The organism is Afipia sp. GW823-FHT06G09, from assembly GCF_058794875.1.
The window spans coordinates 102,583-128,042 of sequence record NZ_JBXAHF010000006.1 but is presented as its reverse complement, the minus strand read 5'-3'; the positions used below and the strand labels follow the sequence as shown (position 1 = coordinate 128,042).

Genomic DNA, 25,460 nt, shown 5'->3' with positions numbered 1-25,460 from the left:
GTACGCGGCCCTGTGGCCTTTAGTTCGGGTGAACCTGTTGCATACGCCACAGGCTCCCCGACCATAAGGTCAAGGAGTGCGGCGCCGTAACGGCCGGCACCAAACCGTTCGTAGAGGTTTCCACGCCCCAGGGCAGCGCGTACCGCCCCGCCCGATTCATAACCGTTTGGCAGCCTGCGTTCTAGGTCCCTTCGGTAAATGACTGATTGCTGGAAATTTCTGGCACCCCGGCGGGGCAAGCGACCGTGATTCGAGAAAGCGGTTGGGCGTCGCCCTGCCGGGCCGGGCTGGCGGCTGCGCTGAAGCCCCGCATCCGGGGCTTCCCCCTCGCGGGCGGCCATCCCTGACGCAAGAGCGCAGTGCAGCGGCTAACACCGGCTATAAACCCGAGACCATTCGGCAGATCATGAAGCGACGGCCTCTTGGTCCCCGAGACCGTCGCGGTCAGCTTAGCCATTGGATATATCGGGTCTGACGTTAAACTCCGTCATCGAAGGACGATTCGTCGTCCTCCCCCGCATGATCAAATGTTGCTCGTAGATCCTGCACGTCAACATTGGTGTCGGCGGACGGATAAACGTGGCAGAAGCGGTACTCAAACTGACGGCGTTGGACGCTCCGCCCTATCGGGAGCTTCCTCAGAACATCGAGGCCGAGCAAGCGCTGCTTGGCGCCATTTTCATCAACAACGATGCCTTCTATCGCGTTGCCGACTTCCTGAAGCCGAACCATTTCTTCGAGCCTCTGCATGGCCGCATATTCGAGCTCATGAGCGAGCTGATCCGCTCGAACCGAATTGCCAGCCCGATCACGCTGAAGACCTTCCTTCCCGCGACACTCGACATCGTCGGACTATCTGTCGCGCAATATCTCGCGCGCCTGGCCGCGGAAGCGACGACCGTCATCAACGCACCCGATTATGGCCGCACCGTCTACGATCTCGCGGTGCGACGCGAGCTGATCAAGATCGCGGAGGACATGCTCGGCAGCGCCTTTGACGCGGCGGTGGATTGCGCACCCCAAGATCAGATCCAGCATGCCGAGCAGCTTCTCTACGACATAGCCGAAACCGGACGCTATGGCGGCGGCTTCGAGACGTTCGAGACCGCACTCGACAGCGCCATCGATCGGGCCGCGCAGGCGTATCAGTCGGACGGCAGGCTCTCCGGCCTCGCAACCGGGCTCAAAGACCTTGACGCCAAAATGGGTGGTCTTCAACCCACCGACCTGATCATCATCGCCGGCCGGCCCGGCATGGGGAAAACCTCCCTCGCCACCAACATCGCGTTCAACGTCGCAAGCGCCTACGATGCGGCACAGCAGGTCGACGGTTCGCTTCGGCCTGCGGCTGGTGGAATCGTCGCCTTCTTCTCCCTCGAAATGTCGTCCGAGCAGCTTGCCACGCGCGTACTCGCCGAACAGGCGGAAGTGTCGTCCTCCAGCATCAGGCGTGGCGAGATTGGCGAGACCGATTTCAGTAGGCTCCTCGACCACCGCCAGAGAATGCGGCGTCTGCCTCTCTTCATCGACCAGACCGGCGCGCTCTCGATCGCCCAGCTTGCGGCCCGCGCCCGCCGCCTGAAACGACAGCGAGGCCTGCATCTCATTGTCGTCGACTATATTCAGCTCATGCAGGGCAGATCCCAGCGCGCGACGCAGAACCGCGTTCAGGAAATCACCGAGATCACCACCGGGTTGAAAGCGCTGGCCAAGGAGCTCAACGTCCCGGTCGTTGCGCTGTCCCAGCTCTCGCGCGGGGTCGAAAACCGCGACGAAAAGCGGCCGCAACTCTCCGATCTGCGCGAGTCAGGTTCGATCGAACAAGATGCCGACGTCGTCCTGTTCGTCTACCGCGAAGAATATTATCTCAAGAACAAAGAGCCCAGGCCCGGCACCGACGATCATCTCACCTGGGAATCCGAGATGACGGACGCGCGCGGCAAGGCGGAAGTCATCATCGCGAAGCAGCGGCACGGTCCGACAGGGACGGTCGCCATGACGTTTCAGGGTGAATTCACCCGCTTCTTCGATCTGGCGAACCAGAGCCAGTTGCCTGAGCGAACGGAATAGCTGCCGGCTCTAACTCCTCGTTTCATATATCGCGCAGGTCTCCGGGCGGTCGACCGGAATGATCTCCAACGTCAGAGCTTCGAACGCGACCCGGCGTCGATCAGGCTGACGTCAGATCTCTCGCACGTATCGAGCACCAGCCTCCGGCGACTCGATGAGAAGACCACCAAGCACACTTGATTTCGCGTGGCGTCGACCGCGGCAAGCATTCGCTCTTGAGACTGTGACGTTCGGCGCGCCATGCATCCGGGGAAGGACCACCCCGCTCTCGAATGGGCTTTCCTTGGTTCGGCCGCGACCTTCCACGATCAACCCGCAAGGGGTTCGCTACGCAAGCGTGCGACCTCTTCGGCTTCGCCTGCGAGGTGACCGCGGCCGCGCCCGAACACGTCGGCGCCTGTCGAGCGGGGATGGTCCCCGCCCCAAGACGGGAGCCTCACGATGTCGCAGAATCTCACCCTCGCTCAGGATCACGCCCTCGATCTCGCCCGCACGCTGATGGTGCCGGTGGTTCTCTTTCAGGTCGACGACGAATTCGGTGTCATGGTTTCCAGTGAATACGACGGCGAAGAGGATGCCATCATGCATGAATACGATCCGTGGTCCCCGGCTCATTGAGCCGGGTGACCGATGCCGCTGGCGCCGTGCCGGTCGCAAGGGAAGCTTCGCCGCGGCCGGAGTCCGACATCTTGGACGGCTTGTCAGCGCGCCCTTGCATCCGGCAGGCTTCGCGGCCGGTCGGTCCCGTTCCGGAACATGTGGAACAAGAAGAGCCAACCGAAGAAAGGGCCGAGTAGCGCAGAGCGCGCTCGGTGCGGAGATATGGAAAAGAAGGACATTGAAGAGCTGCGCGCCAAAGTGGCCTGCGCGGCGGTACTCGAAAAGGGTGGTTGGAAAATCGACCTGAAGGAGAGCACGCGCCGCGCGCTCAAATATCGGCGCGGTGCCAACATCATCATCGTCATTCACGACGGGCGCGGCTGGTTCGATCCGTTGTCGTCCGCCAAAGGGGATGTCTTCGATCTCGCCGAACATCTTGGCGCCAGCGGATTCCCTGAAGCCTGCGATCGCGTCGCCGCTCTTGTCGGCTTCGTTCCGAGCTCGCCGGTCTGGACACGCGCGTCCAGACCCCTGGCGCTCACGTCCGTCGCCGACCGTTGGGCGTACCGGACAGTCCCGAGGCCCGGTTCGGCGACCTGGCGCTATCTCGCCGATCAGCGCTGTATCCCCGACAGCATCATTGCGGCAGCGATTGCTCAAGGTCGACTGCGCGAGGGTCCGCAGGGCAGCATGTGGGCGGCACACGATGACCCCGCCGGCCGCGTCATCGGCTGGGAAGAGCGCGGCCCGCGCTGGCGCGGGTTCGCCACAGACGGGACCAAGGAGCTGTTTCGCTTTGGGCCGATCGGCTCCCAGCGAATCTGCATCACCGAAGCCGCGATCGATGCCATGAGCCTCGCTGCGATCGAAGTCCTGCGCGATGACACACTTTATGTCAGCACCGGAGGCGGCTGGTCTCCGGCGACCGATGAGGCCATCCGCGGCTTGGCCGGCCGGGTGAACGCCCGGCTTGTTGCCGCGACCGACAACAATCGGCAGGGCGACGTTTACGCCGACCGGATTCGCGCCATCGCGTCGGAAGCGACCGCGCTCTACGCACGATCGCGTCCCCGCGCCGGCGACTGGAATGACGATCTGAAGGTTCTGGCCATGCGGCTGGAGAAAGAGCCTGTCGTGGCAAGTGGGTAAGGTTGCCGATGCCGCCTGCCGGTCGGCGCGTCAAGGGAGGCTTCGCCCGCTTGACCAGCGGCCCTTGACCCGCCGCGCCGGAGAGCCGGCCGCCCGCAGGGTGTTCGCAATACCTGAAGGGAAGGACCAACCGATGGCTCTCTGGACCATTGAAACCACTTATCGCCTGCCGGTTTTCCGGCACAAGACCTACGAGGCGGAGACGCTGGCGCAGGCCTGCCGTCTTGCCATCGAGGATGAGGATTGGGACCGCGAGAAGCGCGACTACGAATCCGCTGGCGAAACCTATGTGACGGGAATCTGGTCCGGCGCAGACGCCGCCTATTCCGGCGCGGCTCAGCCGATCCCCTCGCATTACACCGAGACGCCGGTGCGGATCGCGCGGCATTTCGAGGTGCTGCTCGGTCTCGTCAAGGTTCTGGCGAAGCCGGACCAGGAATCGCCCGATCCCAACTTCTGGCGCGAGCGCGCCCAGCCCGCGATCGCCAAGGCCGAGGCGATCCTCGCAGGCGCACGCGATCCCGACATCGTCGGAGACGCGCCATGACCGGATATATCGTGAAGATCGGCTTCTGGCTGCGGGCCTACGATAGCGTCAGCATCGAGGCTGAGTCCGACGCCGAGGCGATCGAGAAGGCGAAGGCCGCCGCGAAAACGGCGATGGCCTCAATGGCACATCCTGAGCACATCGATCTCGATGAGCGGCGAGAAGGCGTCATCGCCTTCATCGACCGCGCGACGCCGGATGGCAGGCAAAGCGTGATCGAGGACGTCGCGTTCGACGACGATCGCATCCACCCGGCTGCCGACGAAGCTCACATCGGCCAACAATAGTCTCGACGAACCGCGCGCCGTGGCCCAACCCTGCCGGGCCATCGCAACCTAGACCCGTGAGCTCGGAAAACGCTGGGCGCAGCATCTCGCCTGTCAACGGGCATGCCGTTCCCGCATCGCAGACGATGCGTGACAGCCGTGACCTCTCTGCGCCCGGCCGCGCATCCATCGCAACGCGGTCAGGAGCGAAGGACAATGTGCAGGGTTCTCAACAAGCATCACGCAGGCGTGCCGGCGGGCGCCGTCTATATCGGCCGCGGCTCGAAATGGGGCAATCCGTTCCGGATTGGCCCTGATGGCGACCGGGCGGCCGTCATCGCAAAACACACGCGCTGGCTCGCCCACCAGCATGATCTCTTGCGCGCGCTCGACGAGCTGCGTGGTCGCGACCTCGTCTGCTTCTGCGCGCCGCGCGCGTGCCACGGCGATCTCCTGCGTCGTCTCGCAAATGCGTCGCGCGACGAGCGGATCACGTGGTGGCGCGGCGTGAGAGCCGCTGCGTGAACGTCGGGGGGACGGTCCTTTCATGAAATGGGGAGGACTGAAGAAGCATGAAATCGCTGCCGCATGTCCGGCCGACGCGTCAAGGGTGCGCTGCGCCCGCGTGCCGCGGCCCTTGACCCGACGGCCGGAGAGGCGGCCGCCCGGAGATGTTTTCGACATCTTCAGGAAAGGGCAAGGCGATGGACAGAGGAGAGATCGCGATCGCGCTGTTGCGCGCGATCGGCATCCAGGAGTTGGAATATTCGTTAGATGGCGGCGGCGACTCGGGCGATTCGACGCTCGAGAGAATCCAGCATGTCGACGGCCGGTTGCTCGACGGGCTCCCCGATATTCCGACTGGCATCGATGGCACTGGCCGGGCCCGCACGCTCTCATGGCTCCTTGACGATCTCGTTGCCGATCTCCCCGAAGGCGATTGGGTGAACAACGAGGGCGGCTACGGCACCGTCATCATTCGTCCCTTCGAGGAGGATGACGACCTCCGCTTCGAATGCGACATGACCTTCCGCGAGGAGGGCGACTACGGCGGCGAAGACGATGACGAGGAATTCGAGGACGAGGATTTCGATTCCGATGACGACGGCGCCGAGGATGCGGAGGCGGTGTCATGAACGCCCCCATCTGGTCCGACCTCGAAACCTCCGCGTTCGAAACGCTCGTCGGCCGCTGCGCAACCGTGGCGCTGCGCAAGTCCGACAGTCGTATCGCAGCGCTACTCGCGCTGATGGCTCTGTCACATGCCCGGCTCGATGCCGACGTGCATGACAATCACCTCGAAGCCGATCTTCGCGTCCATCCCGCGCCTCCGGGCCACGGTCCCGCGGCGGAGCTGCTGGATCATATCACCTGTATCGTGAGCGACGTCGCGCGCTGTGCGCGTGGCGAGACGCGTCTCGACATTTCAGCCCGGCTCGACGATTGGGGCTATGCGTTTCTCATGGTCGATCTTCTCGGCGATGGCGCGCGCGAAGCCGAGCTCACCGCCATGGCCGAGTGTGTCGGCGCCGCGCTGACGCGCGTTCACAAGCGCGTCGAGGAACTGTGCACGCAGCATCTCCGCGCCGTCCTGACGCGCGATGCCCCGCAGGCCGCGTTCCTGTCGCGAGGCCTCACGCTGCAGGCCGAGTGGCTGCTCGCGCCATATCTCTCCGGCGATGCATCCCGGCCGGACATCCTGGTCCGACGCGCACAGGCCCTGGGCCTGTTCGGAAGCCTCGTCTCGGCGTTGCGAGAGCCCGCCATCACGGAGGTCGTCGATCGCGCCGAACCCCTGACGCCGGCGCTTGCGGGACATCTCGGGTTAACCGAGGCCGAGCTGCGCGCTTTTCGCGGCTCGCGCGACGTCCGTGCATCGATCGAGCAATGGGACGATTTCGTGGTCGCGGCGCGGCGGCTCAAGACCTATTCGGTCCCGCGCCACGAATGGCCTGGCGCCGCCCAGCCGGAAACACCGTCTGCATGGCAAAACTCACCCTGGCTGCGATCGCCGCGCACGCATCTCATCCGGCCGGACTATCTCGAAGAGAAGGAAGCGGGCGTTCAGGACGCCGTCCTCGCGCTGAAGGACGATCTCATTCGTCCGCTTGTCGCCGCTCGCCGGCCGCCCGGCGACTTGCGCAACACCACCATCGCGCATTTCGCAAGCGAGCTCGATTTTCCACAAGCGCGACACGGTTGCGCCGATTATCGAACGTTTCTGCTCGGTCTGCATCGGGCCATCATCGGGACCCGCAAGCCGAAGGCGTTTCAGGAGGCGGCCGCGCTGTGGCATCGCCGCGCCGCGTCGCTCTCGGCGCTGCGCCACGAGCATACGGCGGAACGGCCCGGCTGGCCGGCGCTCTGCGCGGCCTGGCGATCGCACGACGGCCGCTATGAGGTTGTGGCTCTGACCTCCGCCAGCGATCTGGTGATCGAAGGCAACGCGATGCAACATTGCGTCGGCGGCTATTACGATGTCTGCCGGCGTGGCGACACACAAATCCTGTCGTTGCGCCGCGACGGCCACCGCGCCGCCACCGTCGAGATTGCGCTCGAAGGCTCAATTGAGGCGCCGGCGTTGAAGGTCGGCCAATTCAAGGCGATCCGGAATACCCGACCCGCCGACGACCTCCATGATGCATTGCGCGACTTCCTGCGCGATCTGCGTTCGCAGGCGCACGCCATGAATGCGGCGACGCTCGCGCGCTATCGCCGGCGCATGCACAAACGCGGGGATTATGCCTGGCGCAGCGACGCGCTGCCATTGGATCACGCGCGCGAGGCTTATCCACTTTACCGGCCGCTGCTGCCGCGTCCGGCGCCGGCGAGTTTCGACCTCTGGTGCGCCGAAAGCGGCCTCGTCGACACCATTGACCGGGCTTTCGCAGCCCTCGGCGGAAAGTCCCCAGCGTCCCCGCGCTGACCTTCTCCCTTCCTCGTTCATCACCTCAAGGAGGCAATCATGCATCCCTACGATCACGCACGCTCGTCCGCACGTCGCTTTGGCGGACAATGGCAGGATTACTACCCCTGCCATGCCTGGTTCGATGCGACGAAATCGATCCAGTGCCGCTTTACGCACCGCGCGCTACGGCATCATCTCGAGGGGATCAAGGAAGCCCTCGCCGCCTTCGGGCCCGCGATCCAGAACAACGACGGCGCCAAAGTCGACCTTCGTCAGGTCGGGCTTCAGCATCTCGACGAGGATTGCGGCCTGATCCCGCAGGCGCGCGATTGGCTGATCGACCTTGATGCGCCGGATTGGCTTCCGGAAGAAGTCCCCGACTCCACCGAGCTTGCGGCGGCCAGCGCGCGGCGTTTTGGCGGCGAACCCGGGCCTTATCGCGCTCTGCACGACTGGTTCCTGGCGACGCAGAACTGGTGCGACGGCGCGGAGCACCTGCTGTTTCGCCATCATAGCTTCGGGATCTTCGAGGCGGAAACCCGCTTCGGACCCGCCCTCGACATCGGCAGCGAACGGCGCGTGCCGACGCGCGTGGTGGCGGAACGCCACGTCCAGACCGTGCTGGGTCGCGTTCCCGCGGCCGTCGACGCGCTGCGCCGGATCAGGGGCGCCCGCTGGATGCTCCAGGCGACCTCGCCACGGAAGCTCGGCCTCGACTGAAATCCATCATCAAGAACCCGCAAGAACCAAAGGAGAAAAATCATGAGCAATCCCGATGTTCGGAATTTCGTTGTCGTCTCGACCGCCCACGTCACCGAGCAGACGGCGCGCTGCCTCGACAGGACGCCGGCCAATCAATGGCCGTGTCTCGGCGGGCCCTACGGCGAATACGGATGGTTTGTCTATGCCCATGACGAGAACAGCCATGCGGGACCAGACCCGATCCCTGACGACCTGTTCGGCGTCATGACATGGGGACGCAAGCACGGCTTCGACTACATCCTCTTCGATTGTGATGGCGATCTTATCGAAGACTTGCCGAGCCACGATTGGTGATGCGGTTCGGTTCACCGTTTCAAAGGATGCCACGAAGTGCGGCGGATTCGCTCGCGTGGATCGGAGACCAAAAACCGAGAAAGAGCAAAAAAGAAGAAAATGAAAGGAATGAAAACCCGCTGCCGCATGCCCGGCCGGCGCGTCAAGGGTGAAGCTTCGCCCGCGTGCCGCGGCCCTTGACCCGCCGGACCGGAGAGGCGGCCGCCAGAGAGGTGTGACGAAGGACTGAAGTGATGAGGAGATCAGGCGGATCGCTCGCGCTTCAGCCCGGCCAGGCTGAAAGGAGCCGCCGATGCACACCTCACCCACCATCCGCAAAGTCTTCGAGGGCGTCGCCACGCGTCCCGAGATGTATCGCATGTTTAACCGCCATCGTGGCGATCCGGCGATGACCAAAAGCGATGCCCAGCATCTCTTCGCCGGCGAGTGGTTCGAGATCGCCGAGCGCGAGCATGGCTACATGCTCGAGATCCTGCCGCCGCTGTGGATGCGCGCCGACATGTTCGCGATGCGCGAATTCTTGACCGGCAATGTCACGAGCGTTTTCTTCTCGCTCTGCATTGACGGCCACAAGCGCTTCTTCCACGGCTATTGCAATCTTTCCGATCGCGGCGCGCCGGAACGCATGAAGCAGGCGATCGTCGAGCGCGAGTCCCGACCGATCCGCGCCATGACGCGGGAAGAGCGCCTCGAACACATTTGGTCGAGCACCCACGATGATTATCGTGGCTATGCCGGCCCCGGCTGGCCCGCCGCTCTGCAGGGCAAACGCACGGTGCTGGTCTACTGCGGCGGCGCCGGCACGGTGCTGAAGCCGCTCGACGATCTCTCCGACGACGAGATCGCCGCCAAGCTGCCCGTGCAACTCCGCCACCTTCCGCCACTCGCGGCCTGATCGGGGGAGCAGTCCCATGCAGGGCGCCTATGACCGACTTCGCGTCCACGTCTTCGCGTCATGGCGTGACGTCGTGCGGGCTGCGAACACCCGCATCGCCAGAAAGCATCGCCGCGATCCGGCGATGAGAGAAGCCCGCAAGCGCTTCTACCGCGACATGCTCGGCTGCCATCAACGGCACCAGGATCTCGTCCTCATCTTCCGGCTCTGAGCCCCGCTCAGCGTCTCTCCCCCTTCCATCATCGCGCGTCTCGTAACCCGCCGAACGCTTTCGGCGGGGGCGATGACGCACGCTCAACTCTCGGAGCCCGCCCCATGGCGCACAACGACCCTTTCACACTCGATCTCTTCGGAGATACGTCCCTCTCGTCCGGCCTTGGCCTGGGCGTGACAGCCTTCCCCTCCACGATCGACGCCGACGATCACGATTGCCCTCGCGCGTCGCTCACGTCCCTTCCTGTTGCGGTCGCCCCCTCCTCCGCGAAGTCGGCTCCGACCCGCGGCCAGAATTTCTCTCTCGCCGCCTCGCGCGGGCTGGCCAAGACCTGGCGCGACCGCGCCAGGGACAATCTCGCCGCCATCCGGCTTGCGGCCGAGATCGAAGCCGAGGGACGCCCGGCGACGGCCGAAGAGCAGACGCGTCTGATGCGCTTCACAGGCTTCGGCGCTTCAGAGCTTGCCAACGGGATTTTTCGGCGTCCCGGCGACGACACGTTCCGCAAAGGCTGGGAGCAGATCGGCGAAGAGCTCGAAGGTCTCGTCGATGCCGCATCTTATGCGTCGCTCGCCCGCTGCACGCAATATGCCCATTTCACGCCGGACTATATCGTCCGGGCGGTGTGGGCCGGTGTCGAGCAGCTCGGTTTTCGCGGTGGCCGCGTGCTCGAACCCGGCATCGGCAGCGGTCTGTTTCCGGCGTTGATGCCCCCGGCGCTCCGCGACCTCTGTCACGTCACCGGCATCGAGCTCGATCCGGTGACCGCGCGGATCGTGAAGCTCCTGCAGCCGCGCGCAACCATCCTCAACGCCGATTTCGCACGGATCGAGCTGACGCCGCATTTCGATCTCGCGATCGGCAATCCGCCCTTCTCCGATCGCACTGTTCGCAGCGACCGCGCCTATCGCGGTCTTGGCTTGCGGCTGCATGATTATTTCATCGCAAAAGCGCTCCGATCCCTGAAGCCTGGCGGGCTCGCAGCTTTCGTCACCTCCTCCGGTACGTTGGACAAGACCGATGCGACCGCACGCGAGCACGTCGCGGCGATGGCTGATCTCGTCGGCGCGATCCGGCTGCCGGAAGGCAGCTTCCGGGCCGAAGCCGGCACCGACGTCGTCGTCGATATTCTGTTCTTCCGTAAGCGCCGCGACGGCGAATCCGCGGACGGCGACGGCTGGCTCGACCTCGCCGAAGTCCGATCTGCGACCGAGGACGAAGGGGCAATCCGGATCAACCGCTGTTTCGCCGAGCATCCAGAAATGGTGCTCGGCGAGCATGCTCTGCGGCGCGGCGTCTATGGGCCCGACGAAACCTACACCTGCCAGCCGCGCGCAGGCGCCGATCTGGAGCAGGCTCTCACCGCCGCAATCCTCCATCTCCCGGAGTCCATCTACGACGGCAACCCGGCAGCCGTCGGTCCCGATGACGCCGAGCCGGCAGCTCGCGGCGGGGACGAGCAGCGCGAATTCTCGGTTCGCGAGGGCAGCTATTTCATCGGAACGAACGGCGCCCTGATGCAGATCATCGATGGTGCGCCTGTTACCATCACGACCAGGAGAGGCCGTGCGGCCGACGGCATCTTCGAGAAGCATGCGCGTATTATCCGCAAGCTGATCCCGATCCGCGATGCGGTACGCGAAATCCTCAAATGCCAGGAGACCGATCAGCCGTGGAAACAGCCGCAGGTCCGGCTTCGCATCGCCTGGTCGAGTTTCGTCCGCGACTTCGGGCCGATCAACACCACCGTGGTGTCGTCGGTTGAGGACGAGGAAACCGGCGAAGCGCGCGAGACGCACCGCCGACCGAACCTTGCGCCCTTCACGGACGATCCCGATTGCTGGCTGGTCGCCTCGATCGAGGAATATGACCTCGAAACGAACACCGCCAAGCCTGGGCCGATCTTCACCGAGCGCGTGATCGCGCCGCCGCCGGCGCCGGTCATCGCCTCTGCGATCGACGCGCTCGCCGTCGTCCTCAACGAACGCGGCGCCGCCGACCCGGAGCACGTCGCGGAGCTTCTGCATCGTGATGTCGAGACCGTGCTCGCCGAGCTCGGCGATGCGGTTTTCCACGATCCGGAAAGCGGCGCATGGCAGACGGCGGACGCTTATCTTTCGGGTGCGGTGCGCTCCAAGCTCACGGCAGCCCGCACGGCCGCCGATCTCGATCCGGCGTTCGCCCGAAACGTCGCGGCGCTTGAGCAGGTCCAACCGCCGGATCTGCGGCCCTCCGACATCACCGCCCGCCTCGGCGCGCCCTGGATTCCGGTCGCCGATATCATCGGCTTCGTCAAGGAGACGATGGACGCCGACATCACTATCCACCACACGGCCGAACTCGCCTGCTGGACGGTCAATGCCCGGCAATTGTCGTGGACGGCGGCCGGCACCACCGAATGGGGCACCCATCGCCGTCATGCCGGCGAACTCCTTTCGGACGCTCTGAACTCGTCGATCCCGCAGATCTTCGACATCGTCAAAGACGGCGACAGCGAGCGGCGCATCCTCAACACGGTCGAGACCGAGGCCGCCAAGGACAAGCTCGCCAAGATCAAGACCGCTTTCCAGACCTGGATCTGGTCCGATCCCGATCGCACCGATCGCCTCGCGCGGCTTTACAACGACACCTTCAACAACATCGTGCCCCGTCATTTCGACGGATCGCACCTCAAGCTGCCGGGCGCCTCTGGCGCCTTTTCTCTTTATAGCCACCAGAAGCGGGCCATCTGGCGCATCATCGCTTCGGGTAGCACCTATGTCGCCCACGCCGTTGGCGCCGGCAAGACGCTCTCGATCGCGGCTGCGATCATGGAGCAGCGACGGCTCGGCCTGATCAACAAGGCGATGCTGGTCGTGCCCGGCCATTGCCTCGCGCAGGCCGCGCGCGAGTTCCTGGCCCTCTATCCGAACGCGCGCATCCTCGTCGCCGACGAGACGAATTTCATGAAGGAGAAGCGGCATCGTTTCCTGTCGCGCGCGGCGACGGCGAATTGGGATGCGATCATCATCACCCATTCGGCCTTCAAGTTCATTCCGGTCCCGTCAGCGTTCGAGCAGGCGATGCTGCAGAACGAACTGGAGGCCTATGAGGAGTTGCTGACCCGCATCGACTCGCAGGACCGGCTTTCGCGCAAGCGCGTCGAGCGCATGAAGGAAGGGCACAAGGAGCGGCTGGAGGCGCTGGCCTCGCGCAAGGACGACCTCCTCACCATCTCCGAAATCGGCGTCGATCAGATCATCGTCGACGAGGCCCAGGAGTTCCGCAAGCTCTCCTTCGCCACCAACATGACGTCCTTGCGCGGCGTCGATCCGAACGGCTCGCAGCGCGCCTGGGACCTCTATGTGAAGTCCCGCTTCATCGACGTAAAGAATCCCGGCCGCGCCTTGGTGCTCGCTTCCGGCACGCCCATCACGAACACTCTCGGCGAGATGTTCACGGTGCAGCGGCTGATGGACCATGCGGCGCTCCGCCAGCGTGGCCTGCACGAGTTCGACGCGTGGGCCTCCACCTTCGGCGACACCTCGACCGAGCTTGAGCTTCAGCCCTCGGGCAAATACCGGCCGGTCACGCGGTTCTCGCAATTCGTCAACGTTCCGGAGTTGATCGCCATGTTCCGCTCGTTTGCGGACGTGGTGCTGCCGAAGGACCTGCGCGACTATGTGAAGGTGCCTGTCATCTCTGGCGGCACGCGCCAGATCATCACGGCAGAGTCGACGCCGGCCTTCAAGGCCTATCAGGCCCTGCTCGCCCAGCGCATCACCGCGATCGAGGAGCGCGACCGCGCGCCTGAGCCCGGCGACGACATCCTGCTCTCCGTCATCACCGACGGTCGACACGCGGCGATCGACCTGCGCCTGGTCGATTCGGTGCAGGATAATGAGGAGGGCAATAAGCTCAACGCCCTCATCGCCAACGCCTTCCGCGTCTGGACGGAGACAGGTGACCACACCTATCGCCGCAAGGACGGCCAGGCCTTCGAGAGGCCCGGCGCCGGCCAGCTCATCTTCTCCGATCTTGGCACGATCGCGGTCGAGGCCTCACGCGGCTTCTCGGCCTACCGCTGGATCCGCAACGAGCTCGTGCGGCTCGGTGTGCCAGCGTCCGAGATCGCCTACATGCAGGACCACAAAAAGTCGGAGGCCAAGCAGCGCCTGTTCAACGACTTCAACGCCGGCAAGGTGCGCATTCTCCTGGGCTCGTCCGAAACGATGGGTACCGGTGTCAACGTGCAGCTTCGGCTGAAGGCCTTGCATCATCTCGATGTGCCGTGGCTTCCCTCGCAGATCGAACAGCGCGAGGGCCGGATCGTCCGGCAGGGCAACCAGCACGACGAAGTCGATATCTTCGCCTATGCGACGCTCGGGTCGCTCGATGCCACCATGTGGCAAAACAATGAGCGGAAGGCGCGGTTCATCGCCGCCGCATTGTCGGGCGATACCAGCGTGCGCCGCCTCGAGGACCTTGGCGAGGGTCAAGCGAACCAGTTCGCCATGGCGAAAGCCATCGCATCAGGCGATCCGCGCCTGATGCAGAAGGCGGGACTTGAAGCCGAGATCGCGCGCCTCGAAAGGCTGCGCGCCGCCCATATCGATGATCAACACGCCATCCGTCGACAGCTTCGCGACGCCGAGCGTGAGATCGACCGCGCCACGCGGCGTATCTACGAGATCGGACACGATATCGCGCGGTTGAAGCCGACGACCGGCGAGGCCTTCGCAATGAGTGTGAAGGGAACGCCTTTCACGGAGCGCAAGCTCGCCGGTCGCGCTCTCATGCAGGAGATTCTGACTCTCGTGCAGCTCCAGCACGAGAAGGCGGTCGTCATCGCCTCGATCGGCGGATTCGATCTCGAGTTCGATGGGCGTCGTGTCGGACGTGAGGGCTACATCTACACGACCATGCTGGCGCGCACAGGCGCCAGCTTCGAGATCGAACTCGGCATGACCGTCACGCCGCTCGGCGCCGTCGCCCGCCTTGAACATGCGCTCTCCAACTTCGAGGGCGAGCAGGAGGCTTATCGGAATCGCCTGACAGACGCGCGCCGGCGCCTCACCACCTACGGCGCCCGCGTGGGAGAGGCCTTTGCCTTCGAGGCCGAACTCGATCTCAAGCATGACGCGCTCGCCGCGATCGAGGCTGAGCTTGCCGTCAGCGATCCCGATCCGAAAAAGCCGGTGGACAGCCTGGCGGCATGAGGAGGCGAAAAGAAATCCTCCTCGCAGAGCGGCCAGATCAGCGCCGCTGACGCTCAACCGACCGCCTCGCGATCCCGGCCACGGCGCGCTCGCAGGGCGCTGAAGCACCCCGCTCCCGCCTGCCGGGCAGGGATGCTCGCCGGCAGTTGCGCCGCCCCGCCCGCCCTGCGGGCCGGAAGGGGTCTTCGGAAAGAAGACGAGAGGGACCGTGAGGAAAACGCGGTCCGCAACCCCGAAATGGAGAAATACCATGAGACTGATGACAGTCGATCCGCGTGCGCTTAAGCCCAATCCGGATCCGACGCGACGTACGGCTGCGGCGCCGCAGGCCGACGCACTCCTGCTGGCGACGATCAAGGCCGTTGGCATCGTGCAGCCGCCGATCATCTCGCCGCAGCAGGATGGCGGCAACGGCTTTTACATCCAGTATGGCCATCGTCGCGTCTCCCAGGCGATCGCCGCGGATCTCGCCGAGATCGAAGTGCTCGTCGCCGATCCCGAGACGGACAAGGATGCGCTCCGCGCCCTCGTCGAGAACGTGGCGCGCGAGGGCATGAACCCGGTCGACCTGTGGCGTTCGATCGAGCGGCTGGTCGGGCTTGGCTGGACCGAGGAATCGATCGCCATCGCGCTCGCCCAGTCCGTGCGTCAGGTCCGCAAGCTGCGACTCCTCGCGAACGTCCTGCCGGCGATGCTCGACCAAATGGCTCGGGGCGACATGCCGAGCGAGCAGCAGCTCCGCGTCATCGCGGCCGCGACCGACGAGGAACAGGGCGAGGTCTGGAAGAAGCATAAGCCGAAGAAGGGTCAGCCGACCGTTTCCTGGAGCGAAGTGGCGCGCGCCCTGACACGCACCCGCATGTATGCGCGTGACGCGAGCTTCGACGATGATCTCGCCAAGGCCTACGGCATCGTCTGGCAGGAGGATCTGTTCGCGCCGGCTAACGAGGACAGCCGCTACACGACCGACGTCGACGCCTTTCTCGGCGCCCAGCACGAATGGATGGCCAGTCATCTGCCGAAGCGTGGCGCCATCATCGAGGTCAACGAATGGGGCCAGCCAAAACTGCCGGCGAAGGCTGAGCGCGTCTATGGCAAGCCTGGCAAATCCGACCACGTCGGCATGTATCTCGATCGTGCCGGCAAGGTCGAGACGGTCGCCTATCGGGTCCCGAAGCCGGACAAGAAGACCAAGGGCGCCCTGGCCGGAGGCGACGACGCAGCCGCGGTGGCGAAGCCAAGGCCGGACGTGACGCGCAAGGGGCACGAGATGATCGGCGACATCCGCACCGATGCGCTGCACGAAGCGCTCGGCCGTGCGCCGATCGAGGAGGACACTCTTCTTGCCCTGCTCGTTCTGGCCTTCGCCGGTCAGAACGTCAGCATCGCCTCGGGTGCATCGGACAATCCCTACGGCCATGCACGGGTCGAGCGGCACGTCGTTCGGCTCATCTCGCAAGAGGGCAAGCTCGACTTCGACCGGGAGACTCTGCAGCAGGTCGCCCGGTCCGTCCTGAGCGATGTCCTTTCGTGCCGTGAGAACCGCTCGGACAGCGGCGTCGTCGCGCGCATCGCCGGCGAAGCGATCGGCGCGGACGCCTTCCTGCCGAACATGGGTACGGAGGAATTTCTGTCCTGCCTCTCGCGTTCCGCGCTCGAAGGCGCCTGCGCGGGCACCTCTATCCTGCCCCGCCCTCGGGTCAAGGACACGAGGGCCGAGCTCGTGAAGCGCTTCGCCGATGGCCAGTTCGTTCATCCGAGCGCGCTGTTCGCCCCGTCGCTCGAGAACGTCACGGCGTGGGTGGAGCGATTCTCCGGCGACACCGATCCGGACGATGAACGCGATGGACCGTCGGACGAGTCTGACGCCCAGGCCGAGGACACGGGGGCGGACGACGACACGCCCGCTGGCTTCGCCGAAGCTGCGGAATAGCGGCGGCCCTACCCTTTCGAACGATCTCCGCCGCCAGCCCCGAGCTGGCGGCGGTTCTGCTTCTCCATCACTGACAGGAGGACATCATGTCCGCGCAATCGATCTATGACCAAGCGCCGATCGGCGCGCTCATCCGCTATTCGGACGGCACGCCGCGGCCGCCGCAGCGATTCAAGAACAAACTTGCGGCCTGGGAGAACAACAACAATGTCGGACGTCTCGTCCGCAAAGGCGAGTCCCACACAATCGGCAACCACACGGCACCGGCGAGTTTCACGCTGCATCAGGGCGACTTCGGCAGCGCCGGCGTCGTGGTGCTCAAGATCTTCAAGACCTTTTCCGTGGGTTCGCCATTGGCATTCACCATCGTAGAGCGGCCGACGCCCGGGATGGTGCGGGTTCTCGATCGCACTGGTGGGCGCGCCGAGCTTCTCCACCTCGCAGCCGATCGCCCCGCAGCGCAAGCCTGGCTCGCCTCGCATCGCTATTCCGATGCCGTGCTCGACGAGGTCATCGATGACGATACGGCGGCAGACTCTGACGAAGGGAGGGCAGCATGACCGCACCTCAACCCTCCGACCAGGCCAACAATCCCACCCCCGCCGCGGCGGGGGTTTTGTTCACCCGAACCCATGACGGTCTTCTCGTCGCCAAGGTCCGCGACAACGCCTTCGCGATGATGCCGGCCAGAAACGACCGGTATTATCTCGCCTCGGCCTGGCGGCTGTCGCGGCCGATGGAAGAATGGTCACGCGGCGATTTCTACGGTCATGGCGGCGAGCTCGCGGACGAAGCCGCCTTCCGCGCCCGCGTCCATGAGAATGCCGAACACCAGCGCCAGCGCGCCGCCCTCGGGCGCCGCGAAACCCGGTCCGGCGCGCATACACCCTGGGGCGCCTCGCAATGCGCGACCGTCTATGCAGACGGCGTCATCTCCCACTCGACCGCCGGGCACGGCGGCTTTCATCTCGATGCCGGGCATAATGCAAAGGTCCACCCGGCCCTTCGCGCACGTGGCGGCTGGTACGAAGAGGACTGCGCGTGGGCGGCCGTCGCGCAAGCGCTTCCAGAATTGTTCACGGAGTACGAACGGCGTTGCGCCGATCAAACCATCCGCGACTGGTATCCCAACGCGTGGGAGGCGATTCATGGCCGCCCGCTCTTGCCAGGCGAATCTCACGAGAAGGATCGCCAGGCGTTCGAGCGAGATCACGTCTCCGACTGGATCGTGATCTCGGCAATCCGCTCCGATCACCATCGCGGCATGACGGAATGCGTCGCCACGCTCGGCGGCGATCGCCGCGCGGCCGAACAGCGGCGCTATCTCGTGCCGTCCGACGAATATCACGTCGGCCGATTTGGCTTCGTGATCAATGAGGCGCGCCACCGACTCTACGGCGGTCGTTCCAACTTTGTCGGATGGAGGTGACCCATGCCCTGGCGCCTCATCGCAAAAGCCTTCGGCTGGCGCACGGCCGCTGACGAGGACGGCCCGACACCTATCCTCGTCGTCTGGCATCCCCGCCTTAGACGGCATTTTACTGGGTCCGAAGCCTGGAAGCGCGCCGTGCATCTCTCCATCCATGCGCCGCAACCCTATCCGGCAGACGCCGATAGAAAGGAGATTCAGTCATGAAGGCCTACCTTGTCGCCGTGAATCTCCTCGTGCAGGCCCATCATCGCCCCGAGAGCGCCATCGCCGATGCGCTCAATGGCATCCTGACGCCGGATATGCGCAAGCATGCCGGCGGCAACTCGGCGCTTGTCGACTGGGCGATCGCCGGCGACGACATCGCATCGTCCATCGCGGCAGTCACTCTTCCGGATGACTACATGCCGGACGAGTCGGCCTTCCCGCTATGGCCCACGGGGACGGTGCGATGACCGAACCGTCCGAACAGCGCATGCTGCCGCCGCGCATGGAAGTCGCGCAAGCCGAGACGCAGCGCCATCTCGGCATCATCGAGCGTCAGATCGCAGCACGCGCCGAACGTCTGACGATCACCGATCGGGCGAAACGCCGGCGCCACGGCCGTGGCGCATCGACCTGGACAAACGCCGATGAGCGGCTGTTTCAGGAGCATGTCGCGAAGCTCACTTTGGCCCGTCGCGGCGAGATCGACGCTCTCACGCGCAAGCTCGATCGGCAGGAGAAAGCGATCGCCGAGTTTCGTTCATGCCAGCTCGTTTCCGCAGCGTGGCGATGAGGAGATAGAGGGCCGCACCAGTCGGAGTGCGAACCGCGTGCGAGGAATCCATGTGCCGGCCGAGAGGACGTCGGTCTGGCACGACCTCTCACGGTCTCGGCAGCAGGTTTGTCCCTTGGCCGTCACCCCCTCGGTTTGTGCTGCGGTCTGAACCGGCCGCGGTCCGCTTCAAGGGCAAGTCGCAAGCGATCGGCGGCCGCCGTCTCGTCATGGGGAGCTGCGTCCTTCGCAGGCCTGAAGGCCCGCTCGTCCGCAACCCGCCCATGCTCGCCTTGGCGGCCACCGCCCCCTGAAGCGGCCCGCTGAAGCCGGTTCTGGTCGACCGCACCCGAGGGAGCGACGGCCAAAGGGCCCGATCGCTTCCCAAGGCGAAACCGAGAAAGGATCTCATCATGACCAAGACCGCCCGTTCCCCTCGCGCCCCTGCCCGCGTCATCCCACTTCGCCGCGGCACGACCCTCGAAATGGTCCGCCTGGCCTGCCCCGACTCCGCCCAGGCGCTCCGCATCTCCGAGAGCTTCGGCCTCGCGATCCTCGACAGCGACGGCATCCGCGACCTGCACGAACGGCTCATCGTCGAAACCGCCGATGCCCTGAAGGACGGCTTGAGTGAGCGCGCCATGCAGATTCATCTGCAACGCATCGTCGGCTCCTACGTGGGATCCGCCCATGGCGCCGGCCAATTCTACTCCCGGGCCGTCACCGAAGCGCGCGATGCGACTGCCAAGCTCGCCAACGAAAGCCGTGACGAAGATCTCGACGGCCCCGTTGGTTTCGAGAGTGCCGCGCAACGCAAGCGCGAGTTCGCGGCCGACATGGCTCTCCAGGCTCACGCCTTGAGCATGGCCGCCGAAGGCGTTGTCGCCGCCTACAAGCACGTCGTCGGCGAGACCTGGAAGCCCTTCGAACGCCAGGTCGAACACGCCGGCGAAACCGTCTCCAAGAAGGCCGCCGCAGCCCAGATGACGGCTTTCGACTAGCCGTCAGGGCGGGCTTCGGCCCCGCCTTCTCACATTGAAACGTCCAGGGCCGGTCTTGCGACCGGCCCTTTTTCGTGTCGCTGGCGAAATCAGGAAGAGAGTTACGCATCGCGCCTGTCGCGGCCCCTCACGGTCCGAGGTCCTGCGGCGGATACGGCGCACGCGCAACGGCTTCGCCGTCCTCCGCTGCGCTGCGGCCCTATCGGGTGCGCGTGCGCCTGGCGCCGCCGCGACGGCCCCCGTGAGGGGCCGCGACAGGCGCGGCCTCCAAAACGGAGGTCCTGGAAATGAGCCGGAACGAACAAAACCCGCGCACCGACGTCTACACGCGCATCACCGATCGAATTGTCGCCGATCTCGAACGCGGCGTGCGGCCCTGGATCAAGCCGTGGAGCGCGGCCAACACGGCCGGTCGCATCACGCGGCCGCTGCGCCATAACGGCATGCCCTATCAGGGCATCAACGTCGTGCTGCTGTGGTCGGAAGCCGTCGCGCGCGGTTTCTCGTCGCCGATCTGGATGACGTTCAAGCAATCGCTCGAACTCGGCGGTCACGTTCGCAAAGGCGAGAGCGGAACGCTGGTGGTCTATGCCAACAAGATCACCAAGACCGAGACGGACGAGCATGGCGACGAAGTCGAACGCGCCATTCCATTCTTGCGCGCCTACACGGTGTTCTGTGTCGATCAGATCGACAATCTGCCGGATCACTATTATGGGCAACCCGCTCCGAGCATCGCGCCGGCGCAACGCATCGCGCATGTGGACGCGTTCTTCGCCAATACCGGTGCGACCATCCGGCATGGCGGCGACAAGGCGTTCTTCGCGCCGTCGCTCGACCTCATTCAGATGCCGCTGTTTGAAAGCTTCCGTGATGCGGAGAGCTTTGCCGCCACGCTCGCCCATGAATGCGTCCACTGGACGGCGCCGGCGCATCGCGCCAATCGCGATCTCAGCCGCTACGCGAAAGACCGCAGCGAGCGCGCACGCGAGGAACTGGTCGCGGAGCTTGGCGCATGTTTCCTTAGCGCCGATCTCGGCATCGTGCCCGAACTCGAGCCGCGCGCCGATCACGCGAGCTACCTTGCATCGTGGTTGGATGTCCTGTCCAACGACAAGCGCTTCATCTTCAGCGCGGCCGCGCTCGCGCAGCGCGCTGTCGTCTACCTGCACGATCTTCAACCGAAGCCGGCCGAGATCGGCGAAGCAGCATGAAGCGCTAGCGCTCCGCGCGTTCGACGCATGTGCTTGATCGTTCACTTTTGTCGAGATCAAGAAGGCCCCGCCACGCGGCGGGGCCTTCTTGCGTGCATTGTCATGCGTGTTCCGCCGACCGGAGATGGGGTCCTTCCCGCCACCTGACCGAACCGTGCCGGCGAGATCATCCGGTACGTGTCGCCAGGCTGTCCGAGTTGTCGGGCTGTCCCTGGGCCGGCGGTCTTCCCGCCGTGGCCGATTCTGGGCGCTTCCCGCCCTGCCGTCCGGGCTCTCTTGTGATTGCTGGGCCGGAGAAGCCTTCAGCGGTGCATGTGCGGTTCTCTTTCATCGTGCCCGGGACCGTCGCCATGCGGTGCGGCGTGCCTGTCGCTCAGTCGTATCCCCATCGTTCGGCCTGACGCGCCCAATGCGTCCTCGATTTGGCATGTCTAACCGAAGGCCGTCTTCGCTGCGCTCCGTCTCGCTCTCAAGACCGCAACGGCCGTTCTCAGCTTTCTTCCCCTGGCCGCTTCGCGCCCATTCCTCGCGAGACAAGAAAGCCTCGCCCTGGCCGCCCTCCACTGCGTTGCGGCCCTTCGGGTGCAGCCCGATCGCCTCCGGTCAACGACAGCCATCGAGGTCGCGATGGTCGCGGCCCGAGAAACGAAAGAGGATACGAACATGGCTACCATTGGCAACTTCACCGTGAACGGCAACGGCTTCGTGGGCACCGTCAAGACCCTCGCTCTCGGCACCGTCAAGGCGAAGATCGTCCCGGCCGAGCGGACCTCGGACAAGTCCCCGGACTTCCGAATTCTCGCTGGCGCCAACATTGAGTTCGGCGCCGTGTGGAAGAAGAAGTCCCAGGATACGGGCCGTGAGTACCACTCGGTCAAGCTGGACGACCCGAGCTTCCCGGCTCCGATCTACGCGACGCTGGTCGAGGTCGAAGGCGAGGAAGGTCTCGCGCTCATCTGGTCTCGTCCGAACCGCGACTGAGACTTCGCACAAGAAGGCCCCGCCGCGCGGCGGGGCCTTCTTCGTGAGCGGAAAGGAGAACGATCATGTGCAAGGTCTTGAACGCACGAAAAGTCAGCAAGCGCTCGAGCGCGACACAGCTCTACATCGGCCGCCCGAGCAAATGGGGCAACCCGTTCGTCATCGGACGCGACGGCTCGCGCGCTGAGGTCATCGCGAAATATCGCGCGTGGATCGTCGCTCAACCCGCGCTCATGAATGCGCTCGATGAGCTGCGTGGCCGCGATCTCATTTGCTGGTGCGCACCGCTCGCGTGCCACGGCGACGTCTTGACCGAACTCGCCAACAGGCGCTGATCACGCGCCTGTTCGGTCGAGTGTCGCCAAACGCTCCGGCATGTCGAGCAGCTTGATCGCCGCAGCGGTGATTGCTTCCGCGATCGTCGGATAGGCTTCCTCCGAACTGATCGAGACCCCGTCGGGGAATGTCACGGTCGCCTGGTAGCCGTTGCCCTTCGGCGTCGCGGAAAGCTGAATCGTCAGCGTATCACAGCGTCTCCTTTGCCAGATCACATGATCGATCGGAGACGGACGCTCACGCGTCGGTTCATATCGATCGCCAGCGCCCGGGACTCAGAGGCCAAGGAACTTGAAGGGTTGAGTGTCCTTGAACTGGTCGTTGGCCATGCCGGAATAGATGTGCGTCTGATCGGGACCGAGATCGAGCTTCAGCACCTTCCCGGTCTTTTCCGACAGGTCCAGCTTCGTCAGATCGACCCAGAAGATGTTCGGCGTCAGCGCCGATTCGAAAAAGTAGAGCTTGCGCTTCTGGTCGGAGACCGTGCGCCAGCGTGTCGAGGAGATGTTAGGCTCGTCGGGCGTGGTGATACCGTAGGGAACGGAGACATTCCGGATCACGCTGAAGGTGCTGGCGATGGCCTCCACCGGACTCTCGGTCTTCGGGATCGCGTTCACATAGAAAGCGGCGCGAGCAAAGCGGTCGGAAGCACGGTTCGTGCCGGGCAGCATGACGGTGCCGCCGATCTGCTTCCAATATTCGTTCAGCGCGAGCTGCTTTTCGAAGGTCGGTGAATTGGTCATCACTTGATAGTCGCGGCTGTGATGGATGACCTGCTTGCCGTCGATATATTCGACGATCGCGCTGTCGCCCGAAGCATCCGAGAGCGAGAGATGCAGGGTGGCGAGCCTGTCCTGGCCCGGCACATTGGCGGTGACGATCGTAAAGGGTTCTTTTGCCAACGCGTCGACCGCCTCTTGCACGGTGGCGAAATTGTCGAGCACGTATTGCGCCCAGGCTGCGAGCGACAGGCCCGGCGTCTTGCCGTCATATTTCGGGTAGGAGGATTCGACCAGCCACAGCACGTTGGCGACTAGACCCGCCTCGTTCATGCCATCCGTGGTCGAGATGTCATAGCCCGAGGCGATGACGCTGCCGTATTTCGACGTCCATTGGATCGAGTTTGGCCCCGCCTCGCCGGACCGCTTCATGCCGCGCGGGAACACCCAGAGATTGGTGCCGACATCGACTCTCCAGTCCATCGAGCGTGCCGTGATCACTTCATCATCGGCGCCGTGATAGACAAAGCGCGTGCAGGCGTCAGCCGCCGAGGAGACCAGCATATTTGCGGATACGATGATGGCCGCGCAATTTGAGGTGAACGAGCGCTTTTTTGACATCACTGCTGCTCCTTTCATCAAAAGCGCCTGGGATACTATCCCGCATGCCGGGGTACTCAACCTCATTTCCCGCGCGTTGAGCGCAACAAACGTCGTTTGGCTTCATCACTCGACGCCGACCCCAAGAGTTCTTTCCAGGTATTTGGCGGATTTCCGCGGTCCAGCATCTTCCGAAACACGGCATAGGCGTCGCTGGCGCTCTCATAGGCGCGCAGCGTCGCGTCATCGTTGACCCAGGTGAGCACGATGACTTTCACGCTCGCGGACTGCAGGTAGCGAAAGAACAACCGGAACTGCTGGAGAAATTTCGCGCGGAACCAGTGTTTGTAATCGTCGCCGAGCGTGCCGCCCTGGCGATAGATGTCGCGGGTCGGGTCACTTGGGATATCCTCGAACGCCACCTTCAAGACGGCCGCGAGGAGCTTTGCAGCGCGCTTCTTTTTGTACCCCTTGGGATCTTTCTTGCGCGCCCTTTCGACCGCCGCGATCATCGCCTCGAGCTGGTCGAGAAACAGCGGATGCGCGTAGATCATCCAACCGTTGACCTCGAACGTATCGTCACTCACGCATCATCGTCCGGCAAAGCTGCGTTGAGATCGACCTTGACGCCCTTGACGAGATCCTTGCCGCGCGCCACCAGCGACTTCGGCACCGGCCGAATCCGGGCCGGCTCGTTCGCCATGTCGCGGGCCAGGAACGCGAGGAACGTGCCGATCACCGGATCGCCGTCGTCGGCGCGCGATTGCTTCTTCGCGATCTCGACGGTGCCGTCCGCGAGCCCGCGAAACACCACCTGGTCGCGCTTGCCGAGGGCCAGCATCTTGCGGATGGCGGCGGGCACGGTCGTCTGGCCGCGCTCCGTGATGGTCGCGGGGATTTCGAGGATTTCAGCGGTCTTGGCCATGGTCAGCCTCCATACTCTGAGCAAGGCATGATGTAATGCATTTGCATTGTGCGTCAAGACTTATCGGCCCCGCACGCGCACGACGTTTCCCCTTGCGGTGGCGCGGTGATCGCGCGGGCCTGGCCGCGAGCAGCTTTGTGGCGGCTACGATTGAGGGAAATTCGTGCGCAGATAGTCGGTTGCCGCCTCAGCGGTCGGGAAGGTCGCCAGCTGCTGCAGCGCTTCGTCCGGCCGTTGTGGCTGCCGGATCACCATGACCTGATCGGCGTCGAAAGAAACGCAGGGGCGCTCACGAAACCTCAGCCATTGCGTCTGCTTCGCCTCGGCCAACGCGCAGGCTGCATCGTAGTCGTCCGCTACGCCGAGGTGCGTCGAACGGTCCCACGCCCCGCCATTCAGGCACCGGACCTCAATGCGGCCATCCGGCAAGGTGATGCCGTAGGGACGGTCCCACCAGGCATCGAGCTGCGCCTTGCTTCGCGCGTCGTTCGGGGTCGCGTCGAAGCCCTTCGGCAGCTTGGGGTCTAGTGGAATCGGGTTCGGCATTGTGTCCTCTGATCAGGCCGAAAATGCCACAGGGCCGGCCAAATTGGGATAGCTGAATTTTGGTCACGCAAGCTGGCCGATGTATCGGCCTTCGCCGATGACCGCGGATGGCTGGC

The 25,460-nt window shown here is 64.5% G+C and carries 28 protein-coding genes; 23 read left to right on the top strand and 5 right to left on the bottom strand.

Translation table 11 applies throughout. The annotated features are described in order from the left end of the window. Nucleotides 1-579 precede the first annotated feature (579 nt). From AC1Q67_RS23565 to AC1Q67_RS23455, 23 genes are all read left to right on the top strand, one after another. The gene (locus tag AC1Q67_RS23565; RefSeq protein ID WP_492237634.1) at nt 580-2,070 is read left to right on the top strand and encodes a replicative DNA helicase; all 1,491 of its coding nucleotides are present in this window, start codon (nt 580-582) and stop codon (nt 2,068-2,070) included. A 441-nt stretch (nt 2,071-2,511) separates the two neighbouring features. Continuing rightward, complete coding sequence (locus tag AC1Q67_RS23560) at nt 2,512-2,688, top strand: hypothetical protein (RefSeq protein ID WP_492237632.1); 177 nt, start codon at nt 2,512-2,514, stop codon at nt 2,686-2,688. Between the two features lie 204 nt (nt 2,689-2,892). After that, nucleotides 2,893-3,819, top strand: coding sequence for a DUF3991 and toprim domain-containing protein (locus AC1Q67_RS23555; protein ID WP_492237630.1), 927 nt, complete (start codon nt 2,893-2,895; stop codon nt 3,817-3,819). A 133-nt stretch (nt 3,820-3,952) separates the two neighbouring features. Continuing rightward, the gene (locus AC1Q67_RS23550) at nt 3,953-4,366 is read left to right on the top strand and encodes a hypothetical protein (RefSeq protein WP_492237628.1); all 414 of its coding nucleotides are present in this window, start codon (nt 3,953-3,955) and stop codon (nt 4,364-4,366) included. Beyond that, nucleotides 4,363-4,653, top strand: coding sequence for a hypothetical protein (locus AC1Q67_RS23545; protein WP_492237626.1), 291 nt, complete (start codon nt 4,363-4,365; stop codon nt 4,651-4,653). The genes AC1Q67_RS23550 and AC1Q67_RS23545 overlap by 4 nt, the downstream gene beginning before the upstream one ends. Before the next feature lie 195 nt (nt 4,654-4,848). Beyond that, the gene (locus tag AC1Q67_RS23540; RefSeq protein ID WP_492237625.1) at nt 4,849-5,157 is read left to right on the top strand and encodes a DUF4326 domain-containing protein; all 309 of its coding nucleotides are present in this window, start codon (nt 4,849-4,851) and stop codon (nt 5,155-5,157) included. A 146-nt stretch (nt 5,158-5,303) separates the two neighbouring features. Continuing rightward, entirely contained in the window at nt 5,304-5,768 is a 465-nt protein-coding gene (locus AC1Q67_RS23535; protein ID WP_492237623.1) for a hypothetical protein, read from the top strand. Then, a complete protein-coding gene (locus AC1Q67_RS23530; RefSeq protein ID WP_492237621.1) occupies nt 5,765-7,558 on the top strand; it encodes a PcfJ domain-containing protein in 1,794 nt (597 codons plus the stop codon). The genes AC1Q67_RS23535 and AC1Q67_RS23530 overlap by 4 nt, the downstream gene beginning before the upstream one ends. Before the next feature lie 39 nt (nt 7,559-7,597). Continuing rightward, nucleotides 7,598-8,260: a DUF6915 family protein gene (locus tag AC1Q67_RS23525; RefSeq protein ID WP_492237619.1), complete on the top strand. Its 663-nt coding sequence runs from the start codon at nt 7,598-7,600 to the stop codon at nt 8,258-8,260. A gap of 42 nt (nt 8,261-8,302) precedes the next feature. After that, complete coding sequence (locus AC1Q67_RS23520) at nt 8,303-8,596, top strand: DUF5983 family protein (RefSeq protein WP_492237618.1); 294 nt, start codon at nt 8,303-8,305, stop codon at nt 8,594-8,596. A gap of 292 nt (nt 8,597-8,888) precedes the next feature. Beyond that, nucleotides 8,889-9,491 (top strand): DUF1419 domain-containing protein, encoded by a 603-nt coding sequence (locus AC1Q67_RS23515; RefSeq protein WP_492237616.1) that lies wholly within the window; start codon nt 8,889-8,891, stop codon nt 9,489-9,491. Between the two features lie 16 nt (nt 9,492-9,507). Then, nucleotides 9,508-9,702, top strand: coding sequence for a hypothetical protein (locus AC1Q67_RS23510; RefSeq protein ID WP_492237614.1), 195 nt, complete (start codon nt 9,508-9,510; stop codon nt 9,700-9,702). Between the two features lie 104 nt (nt 9,703-9,806). Continuing rightward, nucleotides 9,807-14,903 carry a helicase-like domain-containing protein gene (locus tag AC1Q67_RS23505; RefSeq protein WP_492237612.1) on the top strand — a complete coding sequence of 1,699 codons (5,097 nt, stop codon included), beginning with the start codon at nt 9,807-9,809 and terminating at the stop codon, nt 14,901-14,903. A 250-nt stretch (nt 14,904-15,153) separates the two neighbouring features. Continuing rightward, on the top strand, nt 15,154-16,836 hold the full coding sequence (locus tag AC1Q67_RS23500; protein WP_492237610.1) for a ParB N-terminal domain-containing protein: 1,683 nt from the start codon (nt 15,154-15,156) through the stop codon (nt 16,834-16,836). Nucleotides 16,837-16,922: 86 nt separating this feature from the next. Beyond that, nucleotides 16,923-17,396, top strand: coding sequence for a UCP036055 family protein (locus AC1Q67_RS23495; protein WP_492237608.1), 474 nt, complete (start codon nt 16,923-16,925; stop codon nt 17,394-17,396). Beyond that, on the top strand, nt 17,393-18,265 hold the full coding sequence (locus AC1Q67_RS23490) for a DUF7007 domain-containing protein (RefSeq protein ID WP_492237606.1): 873 nt from the start codon (nt 17,393-17,395) through the stop codon (nt 18,263-18,265). The genes AC1Q67_RS23495 and AC1Q67_RS23490 overlap by 4 nt, the downstream gene beginning before the upstream one ends. 3 nt (nt 18,266-18,268) lie before the next feature. After that, nucleotides 18,269-18,472, top strand: coding sequence for a hypothetical protein (locus AC1Q67_RS23485; RefSeq protein WP_492237604.1), 204 nt, complete (start codon nt 18,269-18,271; stop codon nt 18,470-18,472). Further along, nucleotides 18,469-18,720, top strand: a complete 252-nt coding sequence (locus AC1Q67_RS23480; protein WP_492237603.1) for a hypothetical protein — start codon at nt 18,469-18,471, stop codon at nt 18,718-18,720. The genes AC1Q67_RS23485 and AC1Q67_RS23480 overlap by 4 nt, the downstream gene beginning before the upstream one ends. After that, nucleotides 18,717-19,043 (top strand): hypothetical protein, encoded by a 327-nt coding sequence (locus tag AC1Q67_RS23475; protein WP_015822464.1) that lies wholly within the window; start codon nt 18,717-18,719, stop codon nt 19,041-19,043. The genes AC1Q67_RS23480 and AC1Q67_RS23475 overlap by 4 nt, the downstream gene beginning before the upstream one ends. Before the next feature lie 392 nt (nt 19,044-19,435). Then, nucleotides 19,436-20,023: a hypothetical protein gene (locus AC1Q67_RS23470; RefSeq protein ID WP_492237601.1), complete on the top strand. Its 588-nt coding sequence runs from the start codon at nt 19,436-19,438 to the stop codon at nt 20,021-20,023. 287 nt (nt 20,024-20,310) lie between these two features. Next, nucleotides 20,311-21,237, top strand: coding sequence for an ArdC family protein (locus AC1Q67_RS23465; protein WP_492237599.1), 927 nt, complete (start codon nt 20,311-20,313; stop codon nt 21,235-21,237). A gap of 627 nt (nt 21,238-21,864) precedes the next feature. Further along, nucleotides 21,865-22,218, top strand: a complete 354-nt coding sequence (locus AC1Q67_RS23460; protein WP_492237597.1) for a DUF736 domain-containing protein — start codon at nt 21,865-21,867, stop codon at nt 22,216-22,218. Between the two features lie 65 nt (nt 22,219-22,283). Further along, nucleotides 22,284-22,553, top strand: coding sequence for a DUF4326 domain-containing protein (locus AC1Q67_RS23455; protein WP_492237595.1), 270 nt, complete (start codon nt 22,284-22,286; stop codon nt 22,551-22,553). On the opposite strand, the gene AC1Q67_RS23450 is transcribed toward AC1Q67_RS23455, so the two are convergent. From AC1Q67_RS23450 to AC1Q67_RS23430, 5 genes are all read right to left on the bottom strand, one after another. Further along, on the bottom strand, nt 22,554-22,769 hold the full coding sequence (locus tag AC1Q67_RS23450) for a hypothetical protein (protein WP_492237593.1): 216 nt from the start codon (nt 22,767-22,769) through the stop codon (nt 22,554-22,556). A gap of 60 nt (nt 22,770-22,829) precedes the next feature. After that, nucleotides 22,830-23,894, bottom strand: coding sequence for a linear amide C-N hydrolase (locus AC1Q67_RS23445; RefSeq protein ID WP_492237591.1), 1,065 nt, complete (start codon nt 23,892-23,894; stop codon nt 22,830-22,832). A 62-nt stretch (nt 23,895-23,956) separates the two neighbouring features. Continuing rightward, nucleotides 23,957-24,460: a type II toxin-antitoxin system YhaV family toxin gene (locus tag AC1Q67_RS23440; RefSeq protein ID WP_492237589.1), complete on the bottom strand. Its 504-nt coding sequence runs from the start codon at nt 24,458-24,460 to the stop codon at nt 23,957-23,959. Beyond that, a complete protein-coding gene (locus tag AC1Q67_RS23435) occupies nt 24,457-24,798 on the bottom strand; it encodes a type II toxin-antitoxin system PrlF family antitoxin (RefSeq protein WP_492237587.1) in 342 nt (113 codons plus the stop codon). The genes AC1Q67_RS23440 and AC1Q67_RS23435 overlap by 4 nt, the downstream gene beginning before the upstream one ends. A gap of 144 nt (nt 24,799-24,942) precedes the next feature. Then, on the bottom strand, nt 24,943-25,344 hold the full coding sequence (locus AC1Q67_RS23430; protein WP_492237586.1) for a hypothetical protein: 402 nt from the start codon (nt 25,342-25,344) through the stop codon (nt 24,943-24,945). Nucleotides 25,345-25,460: the final 116 nt, after the last annotated feature.